Annotated in this window: 16 protein-coding genes; all 16 read right to left on the bottom strand. The window is 41.1% G+C overall.

The window, feature by feature from the left end; translation table 11 throughout:
* Positions 1 to 115: 115 nt before the first annotated feature.
* Positions 116 to 1405: an O-acetylhomoserine aminocarboxypropyltransferase/cysteine synthase family protein gene (locus ACWIUO_RS04865; RefSeq protein ID WP_454176799.1), complete on the bottom strand. Its 1290-nt coding sequence runs from the start codon at positions 1403 to 1405 to the stop codon at positions 116 to 118.
* A 272-nt stretch (positions 1406 to 1677) separates the two neighbouring features.
* On the bottom strand, positions 1678 to 2592 hold the full coding sequence (gene purU / locus ACWIUO_RS04870; RefSeq protein ID WP_454176800.1) for a formyltetrahydrofolate deformylase: 915 nt from the start codon (positions 2590 to 2592) through the stop codon (positions 1678 to 1680).
* A 222-nt stretch (positions 2593 to 2814) separates the two neighbouring features.
* The gene (locus ACWIUO_RS04875) at positions 2815 to 6660 is read right to left on the bottom strand and encodes a type ISP restriction/modification enzyme (RefSeq protein WP_454176891.1); all 3846 of its coding nucleotides are present in this window, start codon (positions 6658 to 6660) and stop codon (positions 2815 to 2817) included.
* 72 nt (positions 6661 to 6732) lie between these two features.
* Positions 6733 to 7635 carry a signal peptide peptidase SppA gene (sppA, locus tag ACWIUO_RS04880; RefSeq protein WP_454176892.1) on the bottom strand — a complete coding sequence of 301 codons (903 nt, stop codon included), beginning with the start codon at positions 7633 to 7635 and terminating at the stop codon, positions 6733 to 6735.
* A 71-nt stretch (positions 7636 to 7706) separates the two neighbouring features.
* A complete protein-coding gene (locus tag ACWIUO_RS04885; RefSeq protein WP_454176801.1) occupies positions 7707 to 8504 on the bottom strand; it encodes a pyridoxine 5'-phosphate synthase in 798 nt (265 codons plus the stop codon).
* Between the two features lie 24 nt (positions 8505 to 8528).
* Positions 8529 to 9380 carry a thioredoxin family protein gene (locus tag ACWIUO_RS04890; protein ID WP_454176802.1) on the bottom strand — a complete coding sequence of 284 codons (852 nt, stop codon included), beginning with the start codon at positions 9378 to 9380 and terminating at the stop codon, positions 8529 to 8531.
* Positions 9381 to 9398: 18 nt separating this feature from the next.
* Positions 9399 to 9992 carry an SCO family protein gene (locus ACWIUO_RS04895; RefSeq protein WP_454176803.1) on the bottom strand — a complete coding sequence of 198 codons (594 nt, stop codon included), beginning with the start codon at positions 9990 to 9992 and terminating at the stop codon, positions 9399 to 9401.
* 92 nt (positions 9993 to 10084) lie between these two features.
* On the bottom strand, positions 10085 to 10690 hold the full coding sequence (locus tag ACWIUO_RS04900) for a hypothetical protein (RefSeq protein ID WP_454176804.1): 606 nt from the start codon (positions 10688 to 10690) through the stop codon (positions 10085 to 10087).
* 236 nt (positions 10691 to 10926) lie between these two features.
* A complete protein-coding gene (locus tag ACWIUO_RS04905) occupies positions 10927 to 11520 on the bottom strand; it encodes a copper chaperone PCu(A)C (protein WP_454176805.1) in 594 nt (197 codons plus the stop codon).
* A 68-nt stretch (positions 11521 to 11588) separates the two neighbouring features.
* Complete coding sequence (locus ACWIUO_RS04910) at positions 11589 to 11714, bottom strand: hypothetical protein (RefSeq protein ID WP_454176806.1); 126 nt, start codon at positions 11712 to 11714, stop codon at positions 11589 to 11591.
* Between the two features lie 26 nt (positions 11715 to 11740).
* Positions 11741 to 12760 (bottom strand): beta-ketoacyl-ACP synthase III, encoded by a 1020-nt coding sequence (locus ACWIUO_RS04915; protein WP_454176807.1) that lies wholly within the window; start codon positions 12758 to 12760, stop codon positions 11741 to 11743.
* Between the two features lie 258 nt (positions 12761 to 13018).
* A complete protein-coding gene (locus ACWIUO_RS04920) occupies positions 13019 to 13777 on the bottom strand; it encodes a hypothetical protein (protein ID WP_454176808.1) in 759 nt (252 codons plus the stop codon).
* Between the two features lie 78 nt (positions 13778 to 13855).
* Positions 13856 to 14851, bottom strand: coding sequence for a phosphate acyltransferase PlsX (gene plsX / locus ACWIUO_RS04925; RefSeq protein ID WP_454176893.1), 996 nt, complete (start codon positions 14849 to 14851; stop codon positions 13856 to 13858).
* A 323-nt stretch (positions 14852 to 15174) separates the two neighbouring features.
* Positions 15175 to 15327, bottom strand: coding sequence for a 50S ribosomal protein L32 (rpmF, locus tag ACWIUO_RS04930; protein ID WP_454172018.1), 153 nt, complete (start codon positions 15325 to 15327; stop codon positions 15175 to 15177).
* A 1-nt stretch (position 15328) separates the two neighbouring features.
* A complete protein-coding gene (locus ACWIUO_RS04935) occupies positions 15329 to 15688 on the bottom strand; it encodes a hypothetical protein (protein ID WP_454176809.1) in 360 nt (119 codons plus the stop codon).
* 75 nt (positions 15689 to 15763) lie between these two features.
* Positions 15764 to 16177 carry a nucleoside-diphosphate kinase gene (ndk, locus tag ACWIUO_RS04940; RefSeq protein WP_454176810.1) on the bottom strand — a complete coding sequence of 138 codons (414 nt, stop codon included), beginning with the start codon at positions 16175 to 16177 and terminating at the stop codon, positions 15764 to 15766.
* Positions 16178 to 16300: the final 123 nt, after the last annotated feature.

Consider the following 16300-nt stretch of genomic DNA (forward strand, 5'->3'; position numbering starts at 1 on the left):
ATATTTGCTTTAATTTGAAAGACAAACAAGGCATTATGCCATAAATTTACTTAATTTATGGCAGTCTATATGGCGTTTGATAATGCAAAATCCAAATAGATTTTACAGCCATATTTTACAGCTCAATAGCGCGTTTTAAATCCGCGATTAAATCATCAGCATTTTCTAGCCCTACGCTTATGCGGACATCTGCGGGGTTGATTCCTGCGGATTTTAGCTCTTCGTGAGATAGTTGAGAATGCGTGGTGGAAGCTGGGTGAATGATTAAAGATTTGCTATCGCCGATATTTGCCGTAATCGAAAAAAGCGTGAGATTATCGCAAATCTTTAGCGCGTCCTCATAGCTTTGCGCTTCAAAGCTAAAAAGCCCGCTAGATAGCGAATCTGCAAAGTATTTTTTCACCCTTGAATGATACGGGCTAGATTCTAAGGCTGGGCAATCGACTTTTTTGATTTTTGGGTGGGATTCTAAAAATTTGGCGACTTTTAGGGCGTTTTCACTATGTTTTTTGATTCTAAGGGGGAGGGTTTCTAGCCCTTGCAAATGTATCCACGCCACTTGTGGGGCAAGTGTAGCACCGATATTTCTTAGCCATTCTGTGATGATGCGAATACTAAAAAAGGGCAAAGGCAAGTGCGAGTAAATAAGCCCGTGATAGCTCTCATCTGGCGTGTTAAAGGCTGGGTAGCGTGGATTATCTTTTAGCAATGGGCTTAGGCTTTGCCCCTCGATAATCGCCCCGCCAAGCCCGCTCCCTGCGCCGTTAATGTATTTGGTAAGGCTATAAACAATAATATCTATGCCATACTCAAACCCGCGAAACAAAAACGGCGTCCCGACGGTATTATCACAAATCGTAGCGATTTTGTGGCTTCTAGCGATAGATACGATACCCTCCACATCGGGGATAGAAATCTGCGGGTTTGATAGCGACTCAAAAAATATCGCCTTTGTCTTAGAATCTATAAGCGGCTCTAAAGTGCCCAAATCATCGACATCAAAGCACCTAGCCTCTATGCCAAATCGCTTTAGCGTATGCACTAGCAAGGTCTGCGTGCCACCATAGATTTTGTTTGCATAGATGATATTATCACCTGCTTGGGCTAGGTTTGCAAAGGCGTAAAAAAGCGCGGCACTCCCGCTAGAAGCCACCGTGCCAAAGCTCCCGCCCTCTATATCAGCTAGCCTGCGCGCTAAAATGTCGCAAGTAGGGCTTGTAAGGCGAGAGTAGATATTGCCTAGCTCTTGTAGTCCAAAGCGCGCTGCTGCTTGAGATAGGCTCTCAAAGCTATATGCCGCACTTTGATAAATCGGCACGCTAAGTGTGCGCTCTTTGTCGTAGTTATACCCTGCGTGGAGGGCAAGCGTCTCGGGGGCGTAGTTACTATGAGGTAGATTTGGCATTGTTGCTCCTTTTTGGTGTTAGATTTTGCGCTTTTTTAGCGGTTGCAAGCTATTTTTACGCGTTTTGTTGCGCTTTTTTGTGATTTTGCGCGATATAGATTCTGTGCGAAACTTTCGCGTAAAAACATTTTTGCAAAATCGATTTTTGCAGATAATGATTTTGCAAAATTTTGATTTATGCGTTTGAAAATATAGCATTAAAAATTAACAAACACAATATGTGTTTGCAAAAAATCACAAAATTTTATCAAATAAGCAAAATCATAAATCCCCTAAAACACAATCGTCTTATTCCCGCTCACAAACACCCTATCGTGTAGCACCAAATCAAGCGCGTGGGCAAACACGGACTTTTCCACATCTCTCCCCGCTTTTTGCATATCGCGCCAGCTATATGTGTGGTTTATGTGGATAATGTCTTGAGCGATGATTGGTCCTTCATCAAGCATATCGGTTACAAAATGCGCGGTCGCACCGATGATTTTCACGCCCCTTTTATGCGCTTGTTTATAGGGGTTTGCGCCCACAAACGCGGGCAAAAAGCTATGATGAATGTTGATGATTTTACCCGCGTAATGCGCCACAAAATCAGGGGACAAAATCCGCATATACTTCGCCAAAGCAAGCAAATCAGGGGAAAATCTATCGATAATCTCACGCAGCTTCGCCTCGTGCGCTTCAGGGCTCACCCCATCACTATCCACCCAAAAAAACGGGATAGCAAACCGCTCCACAAGGCTAGCTAAGTCGTTGCGATTTGCTATCACAGCCTTTATCTGTGCGTTTAGCTCGCCACTCTCTTCGCGCAACAATAAATCCCCCAAGCAATGATTTTCCTTAGTCGCTAAAATTATGAGCGATTTTTTTGCCTGCGTTTTTAGCGCGATATGCGCCCCGCGTGGCAAAATGGATTTTAGTTTATTTTGTATTTCGGTTATGATTTTGCAATCTAGCGCGGATTCTAAATCTTCCCCCTCCCTTGCGGAGGGGGCTAGGGGGTGGGTAGATTTACCGCTAGATTCCGCAAACTCCACCGCAAAGCAAGTCCGCAGGAAAAAGAGATTATGCTCCCTATCGACATATTCATCTTGCCGCTCGATATTTGCGCCCGCCTCATAGAGCACACGCGAGATTTGATACACCAGCCCCGCGCTATCATTCGTGGCGATTAGCAATGTATAACGCATCTTACGCCCCTTTAAATTTTAAATTCTAGAATTTAAACCCTGCAAACGCGCTTTTATTTAAGAGCGTGAGATTCAATAATTTTCCTCCAAAGTGGCGTTGTAAATGCTATACGCAATCGCGCAAAACGCCAAAAAAATCGCCCCAAAAATTACATATTCCATTATTTATCCTTAAAATCAACACTTGATACGCGATTATATCGAAAAATTATAATATCGCATTTATCGTAGCGGGATTTGCGCGATTTTGGATTGTATTTGCAAGGATTTATGCAAGGTTTTTATGACTCGCTCAAAGTGCGCATAGTCGATATTTTCGCCTTTGTGAGATTTCAAATACTTATCCAAAACAGCGTAGCCACCGATTTTATACTCCCACACTTCCGCGCTCACATTCTCAAAATACAAACTTGCATTGACAAAAAGCCGTTTAGATTCAGCATTGTAGGCGATTTTTTCTATCTTTTCATTGCGCTCATTAAGTAGCGTATTTTCACCCACACTAGAATCTAACTCATTATCCCTTAGCAAATGCAAATCGACTAGCTCACACCCAAGCGCACTTAATGCCAAAAAGTCTTTTTTGGACTTTACAAATGGCACTTTTGGGAAGTCGATTTTCAAAAAATCCACATATTTTTCTCTGTAATCTTTGTGATAAAGCACGGCGTAAATATATCCCAAAATCACTTCGGGCGCGTAAGATTCGCCGTATTTTGCGTCAATAAATGCGCGAAATTCGGGTGTAAAATTTTCGATTTTTGAATCGGATTCAATTAGGTAAAGTGGGAAAATATAGCCATTGCCCGTATTTCCTCCGCCCATTAGCGAAAAATCTACTAATGAATTAGTTATGCTTACATATTGCCAACTACCTTGAATCTTACTTTGTCTCGCTACATTTAACCCCACATTTTCATTTTGTGGATTGCCACGATTTGCCTTTGGCAAATCTCGCAATGACGAATCGGAGGGCAAAAAATGCTTCATTACTTCGCCACGCGGCATACAATGAAATCCCTTTGATTTGCCTGTGTAATATGTCCAGCGCGAATCAAAAGGGCGGTATTGAATCTTTATGTAATTGTTTGGATTATTGTTTGTGCTTTGCAATTCTTTTTGTGCGTATTCCACTTTCCAATCTCGCGAATCTTTTAAATCAAATTCTTTTCGTGCGGATTCACAATCCAAATTCATAAATTTTGTAATGTTGTTTTTGAGTTCTTGTAAGGATTCTTGCGAATCGGTTTTTGAGATACAAAAATCATCTCTACCGCTTACAATGCCCACGCTAGAAACCTTAAAAATATCCTTTACACTTATGCCCTTTTCATATTCAGCGCGTAAGGATTCATTTTGCGGGATAAAGAGATAAAATGGTGCTTTTGGTGCAAGTTCGCTCCACGCGATAGATTCAAGCCCATTGCCTTGCAAAAAGGCGTATTTGTCTTTGCGCTTGCCGTATAAATCGTAATGATAAAGTCGCGCTAATTTATCGTCATATTCAGCCTTTTTCCTATTGTCATTCTGAGCTTTCGTAGAAAGCGAAGAATCTCTATCATTTGATTTTTGAGATACTTCGCTACGCTCAGTATGACAAATAATAGTGGATTGCTTCGTTGTGTTCGCTTCGCTCACACTGCCTCGCAATGACGGGGAGTGGGATTCGTCATTGCGAGAATTTGCATTGCTCTCCACGCCGTCATTGCGAGAATCCGCGTTAGCGGATTCGTGGCAATCCAAATCTTTGTCATATTGAGCTTGTCGCGAGATAAGCGAAATATCTCTATTTTGTGCTTCTTTGAGATTCTTCGGTCGCTTCGCTCTCTCAGTATGACAAATAATAGTGGATTGCTTCGTTGTGTTCGCTTCGCTCACACTGCCTCGCAATGACGGGGCGGGTGTGGATTGCTTCGATTCACTGCGTGAATCTCGCAATGACGAATCAGGGCTTTTTGATTTGCCTCGCAATGACGGATTGTTTTTCGCGCCTGTTTTTACAAACACACTGATACACACGCCTTGCATAATGTCAAAGACATTGTCATCTTTATTGCCATCGGGGGCGACTTCTTTTTTGCGTGCGTTGCCGTGCAAATCTAAAATGTAGATTTTATCAAAGGTGTTTAGCAAATGATAGCGCATACCGCGAAATGTGGGATTGTCTAAAAAGCTATTGTTGCTGATAATAGCGATAATGCCACTATCTTGGGACTCGATTTTTGACTCGGCGAATCGAATGAATTTCACATAATCATCTAAAAGCCATTTGGGATTTTTCTCATTTTGGAGCTTACGCGATTCATAAATGCCCCTAAAATCCTTTTGCTTTGCCTTATCGCTTGGGTTTGCAAAATAGGATTTTATGATGCGCTGTGCTTCGCTGTTTAGATTCGCGCTATTTGGCTCTAAACCATAGGCGATTTTGACTTCGTCCTCATATAGCCCTTTGTTTGCACTCGCTCCGCTATATGGCGGATTGCCTGTGATGATTAAAATCTGCTGTTTTTTTAGATTTTGTGCGTCTGAAGACTCTTGGTTGAGTTCATACATACCTGCAACAAGGTTTGATTTTTCATTTTGCTCATCTTTGGCTGATTTGGCGTAGATTGTATTTGTAAGCAAAATATTTAGTTTTTCGTATTTATCTACCACCTTGCCTGTTTTTTCGTCTATAACTTTCACTATGCCTAATGGGGCGTTAAATTCCTCTTTGAAAGATTGTGAGATTTTAAGGTGTGCGATTGTGTAAGGGGCGATAAGATACTCAAAGCCACTGAAACGATTTAGTAGATTTTTGGGCGCATAATTAAGATTGTCTTTTTTAGCGGATTCTAACGCCTTGCGAAAGGCTTGTAGCAAAAATGTCCCTGTGCCTGTGGCAAAATCTAAAAGCGTGATATTGTCATTATTTAGTGCGCTGCCTAGTCCTTTTGCTTCGCCAAAGTCGCTTTTAAGCGTAGTGTCAATCGCATTTATGATAAAGCTCACAACCGCAAATGGCGTATAATACACGCCACGCAATTCGCGCAAATGCGGGTCGTATTGGCTTAAAAAAGTCTCATAAAAATGCAAATACGGGTCTTTATGCAAGTAGTCGCCAATCAAATCTTTATCCGCGATTTTGTTTAGCTCTATGGTAATCTGCGCTGGGTCAATGTGATTTATAATGCTTAAAATCTCTTTTATAAGCCATTTTAGCGAATCTAACTCATCTAAATTATCCAAAAATCCGCTCATAGCGCGAATCAGCGGGAAGGATTTGGGGATAAACTTTTTGGCATTGTATAAATCGATAAATTCGCCTTGCGTGGCGTTTGGCTCTGTGGAGTTGTTTAGCCGTGCTAAAAAGAGCGCGTAAGTGAGCGTTTGAGCGAAAGAGTCGCAAAAGGACTCAAAATCCAAATCCTTGTATAAAATATCTCTAAAATTTTGATAAAGCGTGGAGATTTGTGGATTTTGCGGGTTTTCTATGAGATTGTCTTTGATAAGTCGTGTGCGCTGTGCTAGGGTAGAAGCAAACTCCAACGCGCTAATAATGGGCTTTGGCGTGGAGCTAAAAAAGAGCGCGAAAAAATCTAAGATTTCGCTTTGTTTTGATACTAGGGCGGATTTGTTTTTGAGAATTGCTTGAATCTCATTTAGGGCGCAAATGGTGATTTCTTGGGTAATGATGATTTTGCCTTTGTCATCTTTGGCGATGCGTAAAAAGCGCAGATAATCGGTGAGAATGAGATTGTCGCTTAGCGTGAGATATTTGGCGATTTGGGCTTTTGGATTTTGATTTGATTCATCGATTAGTCGCGCTAAATCCGCATTCACGCGCTTATTTTCAATGTAGCCTAGTGATAAGCCGTTTTGTTGAATAAGAAAATCTGGCGCACCTGCCTTGTTTTCGCTTTTGTCATTGTTTGGCTCGTGGATAATGGCAATTTTGCTAAAATCTTTGTGGCTTTGGGTTAGATTTTCCAAAATCGCCTTAAATAAATTCTCCAACGCGCTTCGGTGTGTGTGCTCTTTGTCGCTCTCTTTTATCCCGCAAATCGCGGTTAAATAATCGTGTAAAATCTGCATTTGTCCCCTTATTTAGCCCTTTAAATTTTAAAATTTAAATCCCAAACTTCGCGCGATTTGACGCGATTAGCGCAACGAAAGCCCGCCAAATCCCTCAAAAATAGTGCCAAGCACGATACTCGCACTTGATTGCGCCAAGCTCTCCATAAAGGATTCAAATTTATCTTTTTGTAGCCACCGCTCTTGCTTGACTTGACTTAGGGCTTTTAGCTCATCTATGGCGTTTTGCTGTGAGCCTAGCGCGTCTATTAGCCCTAGCTCCAAAGCGGATTTTGCTGTGAAAATCTTGCCCTCTGCAAATTTAGCAGAATCTTCGCGCTTTAGCCCGCGCGCCTCCACCATATCACTCACGAAAGTATCATATTCCTCGTTTATGAGATTTTGCAAAAATTCGCGCTCTTTCTCGCTCCACGCGCGATAAGGCACGCCGATTTCTTTATACTCGCCTGCTTTTAGCACGGAGGGTTTGTAGCCGATTTTGCCAAGCAACTCTTCAATATTGCCCCCTGCGAAAATCACGCCTATGCTCCCTACCAAGCTTCCGCGATTTGCATAGATTTTGCGCGAATACGCCCCTGCGTAATACGCCCCACTCGCCATAGTGCCTTGCGCGTGGGCGACTACGGGGATTTTGGCATTAAGATCTTTGATTAAATCCGCGATTTCCACACTCGCACCCACCGCGCCACCCGGAGAGTCAATCACAAGCAGCACGCCTTTAATGGTGGGGTATTTGTTGATTTGCTCGATTTGCTTGCGGATAGCGTTTGCATCTAAAATCGCACCTTTTAGCTCGATTTTAGCAAGGTTTGGAATCTGCATAGGCTCGCCTTTTGGGATAATAATCAACGCCACGATAAACAAAAACACAAAGGTTTTAAAATATTTGGTAATAAAATCTAGCGCACCTATTATCGCCTTGCCCATCGCCCTACCGATAGGACGAAACACTTTATTAAAAATCCATATTTTATCAAAATACATTTGCACTCCTTATGACATATTGATAAAAGCCTTGTTTGCACCAAAAGCCACAAAATCTAATCTATCTGCCTAAAAAGCAGTCCCTGCATATCTCGTATCGCCCTCTCTAGCCCCACCATAACCGCCCTAGAAATGATACTATGCCCGATATTTAGCTCGCTAATATGCGGAATCTCTACGATACTTTTGACATTTTGATAGTTTAGCCCGTGTCCAGCAAACACGCCTAGCCCTAGCTCTTTTGCGATTTTGGCACAGGAACTAAGTGCTTGGATAGAATCGCTTAATTTGGATTCTAACTCCTCGTGGGTCAAAGTGAGGTAGTTTAGGGCGTTGTGCGTGCGCTCGATATTTGAGTAGATGGCTTCATAGATATTGGAGTATTCGCCTGTGTGTAGCTCTACGCCTAATGCCCCGTATTGCTTTGATAGCTCGATGGATTCTAGCTCGGGGTCTATAAAAGTAGAGACAAAAATCTTGCGTGCGTTAAACTCTTCAATGATTTCTTTTATGTTTTGAGAGCGCATATTTAGCCCGCCCTCTGTGGTTAGTTCCTCGCGCTTCTCTGGCACAAGCGTTATTTTAAAAGGTTTTAGTTCGCATAGCAAATCTACGATATGCTCATCGCAAGAGCATTCGACATTTACAGGGATATTTGAGCTAGTGATGACACGCTCGACATCATCATCTTGGATATGCCTGCGGTCTTCTCTCAAATGCAAAGTGATTTGCTCAACCCCGCAATTTTTGGCGATAAATACCGCTTCTAATGGGTCTGGGTAGTTGATTTTGCGGGCTTCGCGCAGTGTGGCTATGTGGTCGATATTTAGCCCTAGTGCGACTTTTCTAAACATAGATTCTCCTTTTGTTTGGGGGTTTTAGTTTGGATTTTGCGCTTTGAAAATAGAGTGTAATTCTAGCGCAATTTGTTGTTGGTTTTTGTTAGTGGGTGGGGATTTCAAAAAATCTAGCATAATGGCTAAATGCTCCGCGCTAATCCCCCCTACAAAGCGGAAAATCTCCTCCCCCTCTGCGTCCAAAAACATAAGCGTGGGCGTAGCACGCACCCCTAGTGCTAGGCTAAAATTTTTTTGGGTGGTTAAAAATGGCGCGGGATTTTGTGATGATTGATTTTGTATGGAGGGTTGATTTTGTGGATTTTGCGTGGCGTTTTTTTGTGCTAATGTCTTGGCGAAAAAAGGCAAGTTTATCTGCATAGATTCTTTGGATAAAATATTGATAAAATAGGCTTGGTAATGGGATTTTAGGGTGTGTTGGAGGGGGGTTGATTTTGCGATATGTTGAGAGATATTTTTGCAAGGTTTGCAAAAAGGCGAGCCAAAAAATAGCAAAATCGGCTTATGTGTATCGTGCCACAAAATCTCTAAAGAGGATTTAAAAACGCTAGATAGGCTAGAATCTATCTCGCTAGAAAAAAGCACAAAAGGACTTTTGGCAAAATCATTTGCGGTAGAATCTTGCGCATTTTGCGTGTTTGGGGCATTTTGCGTTTTTTGTGCCTCTTGCTTATCTTGCGCGTATTGCGATTCTTGCGTTTTTTGCATTTCTTGGGTTTTTTTAGTGGTGGATTTTGTATCTGTGTGATTTTGTGGGTGGCTATCATTGCAAGCGTTAAGCACGCACAACGCTACCAAAATAAAACCTAGCAAATGCAGGCTAGCTATGGTTTTTTTGTATGGTGGCGATTTGGGTAGGCGTGCAAAAAACATAGTAGCTAAATGGTGGTGCTAATGGCGCGTGATTAGGTTTTGTAATGAATTATCTAGCTGGGCTAGATTTCGCACTTCTTCGATTAGCCTGCCTCTTTTGTCAAAAAGATATATGACAGAGCTATGCTCTATGGTGTAGTCTAGCGCGGAGTCTTTTTGCTCTATCTTGCGTGAATGCACGCCGTAAGTTTTTTTGATTTTTTCTAGCTCATCTAGCTCAAAAAGCAGTCCATAAGAGCGGGCATAAAAATGCTTAGCATAGCTATCTATATCGCTTAGACTATCGCGCTCTGGGTCTAGCGAGACAAAAAGCAGGACAACTTCGCTAGAATCTTGCAGTTTTTCTATGGCTTGTGCGACTAACTGCAAAGTATTTGGGCATACATCTGGGCAGGATAAAAATCCAAAATATATGATTTTATATTTTCCATCAAAATTTGACATATCTACGATGCCCTGCATACTTTTTGCCCCGCTAAATCCATAAGAATGGCTTTTTTGCAAACTCCAATACGCAAGCCCGCCTAAAAATAAAAAACTAAGCAAAATCCCCAAAGCGCGAAAAATACCTGAATTTGGATTAGATTTTGGAGGTTTTATAGCTTCTGGCATTTTTACTCCTTATTTAAATCTTAAAGCCTTGTTTGTGGTTTGCGATAATGTCGCTACAAATGCAAGCGACATTATAGAATTATTGCAAAATCCTACCGATACATATCAAAATCTACCGCAAAGCCCAAATCCCGCCCCTCATCATAAAGTTTTAGGCTATATTCCATCACTTCTTCTATACACACAGAGGGGATAAACTTCCCATCATAGCGATTGTTGCCTGATTTTTTAAAAGTGATGATAGTTGTGCCCATATCCATATTTAGCCCTACTAGTCGCCCCTCTAATGCCCGAAAATCCGCCCCCTCCACACGAAAAGTGATGGTTTTTAGCGGACGCACGCTTTTGGGTATCATCTCTACAGTAACTGCTAAGGGGTCATTATTTGGCATAAGCACTTCGGTAGAATCCGCCTCTTTTGCCTCTTTTGCGCGGGTGCGGCGCGCTTGTGGCGTGTCGCCTGCTAGTTTTAAATCACACACCCTGCGATTTAGCAAGCAATTTCGCTTCGGCTTGTCATCTTCTTCGTTTTGTTTGGCGACTTTTTGGCTATTTTTTAGCTTTTGGCTGACATTACTTATAGAATGTGCGATAGATTCTGCGGAGGCGTCAAACGAACCATTGCGAATCGCAAATATCACAATCGCACAAACAATCATAATGCCCGCAATAATGGCAAATTTGTTGTTATGACTCAATAAAGCTCCTTATTTCACGCTTTTTGCGCCGTGATAATCGCTAAAACTTATTAACAATCTTAAATCCTTTTGGTTAATTAAAGTTAATCTATCCTTTGTAATTATTGTATTTTGGGCGTTATTTTTTGTGCTTTTTCGTGGCTTTTTTGTATTTTGTCGTAGTTTTTAGGTAACTCTTTTGCTTAGTTTTTTTTTTGCTTAACTTTTTTGCGCAATCCTAGATTTTATAAGATTTTTTAGTGGTTATGGTGGTGTGGATTTTGTGGCATTTGACTAGAATCTAGCATAATCCCAAGCTGTTGCAAATGCTTGCTAAGCTCTTTTCTAGCGATGATTTGGGGCTTTATCGTGGTGGTGATTATTTCGCTACCTTTTGCAAATCTCAAATCTAGCCTTGCGACATTGCCCGCTTTTAGCGCGGATTTTAGCCCTACAAACATTATGTGATAGCTTTTTGGCTTTAAAATCAGGCTAGATTTTGGCTCTATGACAAAAGATTCTACTTTTTGCATTTTTGATACGCCGTTTGAATCGCTTGTGGTTTGGTGCAATTCTGTGGCGTTGCTTATGTCGCTAGTGGCAGAATCTAGCGTGATAGATTCATCGCTTAGATTTTCTATTTTGCCAAATGCCGCGCTCATATTGTTGTTTGGGACATTTTCTACGATATAGAGCGTGATTTTTAGCGGTGTTTGCTTTGTCTGCGTGCTTGTAGCGACTTTTGATGTTGAAGTTTGTGTGGCTAGATTTTGTGTGGCTAGATTTTGGGATAAAAAGCCTCCTAGCGACATTGCCAAAGCAGTGATGATTTTATAAGCGGTTTTTTGCATAATGGCTATCCTTTAATGTGTTTTGAAATGTTTTTTGCAATGTTTTTTGCCTTAGATTTTTGTTTGCCTTAGTTTTTTTTTGGCTTAAAATAAAAAGTGCTTGCGCTAGATTTTATTTGCGATTTTAGATTTTGGGGGGTTTGATTTTTTAGATTTTGTGGTGGATAAAATCGCGCGTGTTTGACTACAAACATTTAGAATCCAATAAATCTAAAAATCCCTAATCCCCGCCAAAATACACAAGCGCAGAACCCCAAGTAAATCCCCCGCCAAACGCATCAAGCAACAACAAATCACCCTTTTTTAGCCTACCCTCGCCATAGATTTCATCGATCGCCATAGGGATACTCGCAGCCGAAGTATTGCCATATTTTTGCACGGTTAGCACGATTTGGCTCTCTTGTAGTTTTAGCTGCTCTCCCACAGCGTTTATGATTCGCAAATTTGCTTGATGCGGGATAAAGTGCGTAATATCTTTTGATGAAATATGATTTTTGCTTAAAATATGCTCCACATCGGCGATTAGCGTTCGCACGGCGTATTTAAAAACCTCATTTCCCCTCATTTGTAGCTTGCCATTTGGTTTGATTTCGCTTCCATTTAGAGAGCAAAGATTCCACGCATTTTGGCTAGGCTTGCCATCTTTGTTTTGAGGTGTCATTAGCAAGTCTGCGTATTTGCCATTTGCGCTTAGATGCACATCTAGGATAGATTCTCTCTCTTTGCTAGTGCGTGATATGATAGCTGCCCCCGCGCCATCGCCAAAAAGCACGCAAGTCCCCCTATCACTAAAATCTAGCACCGAGCTTACTTTTTCTGCGCCTACGATTAGGATATTTTGATACACCCCTGATAAAATAAAACTTTTTGCAATGCTTAGCAGGTAGATAAAGCCCGTGCAAGCCGCGCTTATATCAAATGCGGGGGTATTTTGTATGCCAAGTTTTGCGCTTATTAGGCAGGCATTGCTAGGCATAGCGGCAAAATCTGGGCTCAAAGTCGCACAAATCACCAAATCAATATCGCTAGGCTCTAGATTTGCCCTTTTTATCGCAAGTCTAGCAGCCTCCACGCCCAAATCGCTACTGCCTTGAGAATCTAGCGCGAAGTAGCGCGTCTTTATCCCTGTGCGCTTTTGTATCCACTCATCGCTTGTATCTAGCGTCTTTTCAAATTCACTATTTGGCACGCATTTATCTGGGGTAAAAGAAGCAATCGAGCGCAGGGAAGCATAATACATTTTTGTCCTTTGTAGGGTTTGTGTCTTTGTGTTGGTAAATCACTTAGATTCTAGTAGATTCTAAGCCAAATGACACTTTTTGCAAAAATAAAGTTGCGATTTTAGCATAAAATTATTGAAGAAGTGTTTTTGTAGATTTTGTTTTGCATTTATTTGTGCGATTTAGCAAACAAAATCTCAACTTCATCAAATCTTAATATCTTGCGCCACACTCATTAGTATTTCTCCAAAATCAAACCTTGCTTATATTTTGACATTTTATTTTATTGAGTCGATTTTGGGCTGTATTTTTTGGTATTTTTCTACCATTTCACAAGCCCTTTTCTCCCCCGCATCGCAATCCCTAGTAGCGATTGCCAACGCTTTGTCTAAATATCGCTGCACTTGTGCTTTGTCTATTTTTTGCAATGTTGTAGCAAATTTTTTAAGCAAAGCGCGCTCTAAATCATTTTGATGTTCTTTTTTTTCTTGCGATTCTATGTCTCGCTTGCCAGCGGCATACAAATCAGCCAACCTCGCACAGCCAGAAGAGAAGTCCAAATCGCAGGCTTTTTGCAAATATAAAAATATTTTTTTTGCCACACTTAATACGCGCGATGTATTTTTTTCATCGAGCCTAATCTGATAAAAAATCATACTAAAACACGAAGCTCCATATCCGCTATTGCAACTTTTTTCTAAAATCGCCCTTTCTTTATCCATTGCGTTGATATTCTGTTCAAATAAATTAGAAGCTATCACAAAAGCTCCAATGCAGTATTTATTATCTCCACGCTTACACAAATTATGCCAATCTTTCAAAACCTCTCTGCATTTTTTCTTATTTGACTCTTTTTCATAGCAAGAATAAACCTCTTTGTCTTTTGCCTCAAACTCATCGCTATCTAAAAAATGTTGCGCCTCCCATTCGCTTGAGATTTTGGGCAAATCCGCATTAGAATTTGTGTTTTTATTAGCAGATTCTGCATTTGCGCTAAAAACGATTGCTAAAACTAGCGATAAAATTGATTTTTTCATTTTTTTTCTTTACAATAAAAACTGAAAATTTCGCAAAATTTCAAAACGCGCAAAATCTATCTATAAATTTCACAACATCTATTTTGCAAAATCTACAAATGCTTTTTCTATGCGCTCGCACACTTTGGATTCTAGGGCTTTTAGTGCTTGATACACGGCGCATTCTATGGCGCGCTCATTGCTTTTGCCGTGGCTTATGATTACGACTTTATTTACCCCTAGCAGTGGCGCACCGCCGTATTCTGCGTAATCTAGCTTTTTCTTTAGCACATTAAAAGAGCCTTTTAGCAAAATCCCCCCTAAAATCTTTATGGGAGAAGTTTTTATATCATCTTTTAAGATTTTGCTTACCGCGCTTGCCACGCCTTCGGCGGCTTTTAGCACGAGATTGCCACTGAAACCATCGCACACGATAACATCTGTGCTACCATTAAAAATATCGCCACTCTCTACATTGCCGATGAAAAATGGATAGTTTTTTAGCAGTTTAAACGCACCTTTTGTGAGTTCGTTGCCTTTGGATTCTTCTTCGCCATTTGCTAGCAAGCCTACGCGCACATTTTCATAGCCCATCACAGAAGTTGCGTATTCATTGCCCATTATGGCAAATTCTAGCAAGTATTCGCTTTTGCAATCCGTATTTGCCCCAGCGTCTAAAATCATACTTGGCTTATTAGTCGTAGTCGGCATAAGCGTGCAAATAGCAGGACGGGAGATGCCTTTGATTCTGCCGATTCGCATCGTAGCCAAACTCATCGTAGCCCCGCTATGCCCGGGCGATACAAGCGCGTCTGCCTCGCCATTTTTAACTAGCTCTGTGGCGACAAATATGGAGGAATCGTTGCGTTTTAGTGCTTCTGTCGCGCTTTCTTCCATACGAATATAATCGGTGCAATGTTTGATTTTCACGCGGGATTTTAGCGCGTTTGGTAGGGTTGAGATAAGGGGGGATATTTGGCTCTCATCTCCTACCAATATCGCTTCAAACTCACGCTTTTTGATAGCATCTAACGCGCCTAAAACGATAGGTTGGACACCTTTGTCCGCGCCCATTACATCGATGGCTACTCGCAACATAAAATCTCCTTATTGTGCTGATTACGGTTGTGTTGGTTACGCGCTCGTAATTTTGGCTAGTTTTGTGGATTGTTTTTTGTGTGTCCTGCTTGATAGATTTTACGCCTTTGTCTATACTTGCATTTGGTTTGCACTACACTTGCACTTGGCTCACGCACTTGCAAAATCACAAAACTAGCTCAAAAATACTTCGCTTATGACACTTAGCTTAGGGCTTTGGGTTATTACGCCTCTTGCTATGTTTTTTGCTCCGTGTTGTATTCTGTGTTATGCTTGGATTCTAAAAAGATTCTAAAATCTAGCTTAAGAATTTTGCGTATTTAGCCTTTGTATTTGCCACTAAATTTATTCACTTGGTGGGGCAATTTCCAGCTTCCGTCTTTGTCTTTGATAGGTTTTGCAAGCGTGATTTTGTAATGAGTTCTGCGCTTTGCTGCTCTTGTCTTGCTTACTCTTCTTTTGGGGACTGCCATTTTATTCTCCTTTGTGATGATAGTCTAGTTTGATTGATTCGATTTCACTTTGCAAGATAAAATCTAAATCAATAAAGCCATCAAAAAACTCGATAACATCAAATGTCTCTAAGTTTTGGCTTTGTGTATCCCATAACCCATCTGAAATATACAAAACCAACTCTTCATCTAACTCTTTTTCATACTCCTCGCCACTTATATCGCACACTAGCTTGATTTTGCCCTCCAGCCTGCCTTGCAAGATAAAAAGTCCTCTTTTGCCTTGCCCTGCTTCTTTCAGCTCTCCGCATAGTCTAACCCCGTCTCTTTCTAGGCTAAAAGATTTTGGTGTGGAGGATATTTTACGCGCTTGGATTCTCATTTAGATTTGGCTATGGCAAAATCTTTCACTAAAATCGCTCAAAAAACGCTAGCTTAATTTTAAAAATCTTAAAATCTAGCAAATCTCACGCGAGCTAAAGAAAAACGCGATTTCGATTTTGGCATTTTCTAAACTATCACTGCCGTGCACAGCATTTGCATCGATACTTTCAGCAAAATCCGCTCTAATCGTGCCTTTTGCCGCTTCTTTTGGGTTTGTAGCACCCATTAGTTCTCTATTTTTTGCTACGGCGTTTTTCCCCTCTAGCACCATCACTACCACAGGTCCGCTAACCATAAACTCTACCAAATCTTTAAAAAACGGACGCTCTTTATGCACGGCATAAAATCCTTGCGCATCGCTTTTGCTTAGCTGAAGTTTTTTCATCGCTGCTATACGCAAGCCATTGTCCTCAAATCGTTGCACTATCTTGCCTATCACGCCTTTTTTTACGGCATCTGGCTTGATGATTGATAAAGTCTGCTCCATAATTTCTCCTTACCATAAAGTTACTTTAAATTGCTTTTGAAGTTGCCTTTAAAATTGCCCTTGCAATAAAAATGCAATAAAAATTTGCAAAAAAGTAATTTGTGATTATAATGCGCTTATGCT

It is taken from the genome of Helicobacter sp. T3_23-1056 (assembly GCF_053654535.1).

Coding starts and splice junctions, on each gene's coding strand:
- ACWIUO_RS04865 (WP_454176799.1), bottom strand. CDS start 1,405: ATGCCAAATCTACCTCATAGTAACTACGCCCCCGAGACGCTTGCCCTC.
- purU (WP_454176800.1), bottom strand. CDS start 2,592: ATGCGTTATACATTGCTAATCGCCACGAATGATAGCGCGGGGCTGGTG.
- ACWIUO_RS04885 (WP_454176801.1), bottom strand. CDS start 8,504: ATGTTTAGAAAAGTCGCACTAGGGCTAAATATCGACCACATAGCCACA.
- ACWIUO_RS04890 (WP_454176802.1), bottom strand. CDS start 9,380: ATGTTTTTTGCACGCCTACCCAAATCGCCACCATACAAAAAAACCATA.
- ACWIUO_RS04895 (WP_454176803.1), bottom strand. CDS start 9,992: ATGCCAGAAGCTATAAAACCTCCAAAATCTAATCCAAATTCAGGTATT.
- ACWIUO_RS04905 (WP_454176805.1), bottom strand. CDS start 11,520: ATGCAAAAAACCGCTTATAAAATCATCACTGCTTTGGCAATGTCGCTA.
- ACWIUO_RS04910 (WP_454176806.1), bottom strand. CDS start 11,714: ATGTTTGTAGTCAAACACGCGCGATTTTATCCACCACAAAATCTAAAA.
- ACWIUO_RS04915 (WP_454176807.1), bottom strand. CDS start 12,760: ATGTATTATGCTTCCCTGCGCTCGATTGCTTCTTTTACCCCAGATAAA.
- ACWIUO_RS04920 (WP_454176808.1), bottom strand. CDS start 13,777: ATGAAAAAATCAATTTTATCGCTAGTTTTAGCAATCGTTTTTAGCGCA.
- rpmF (WP_454172018.1), bottom strand. CDS start 15,327: ATGGCAGTCCCCAAAAGAAGAGTAAGCAAGACAAGAGCAGCAAAGCGC.
- ACWIUO_RS04935 (WP_454176809.1), bottom strand. CDS start 15,688: ATGAGAATCCAAGCGCGTAAAATATCCTCCACACCAAAATCTTTTAGC.
- ndk (WP_454176810.1), bottom strand. CDS start 16,177: ATGGAGCAGACTTTATCAATCATCAAGCCAGATGCCGTAAAAAAAGGC.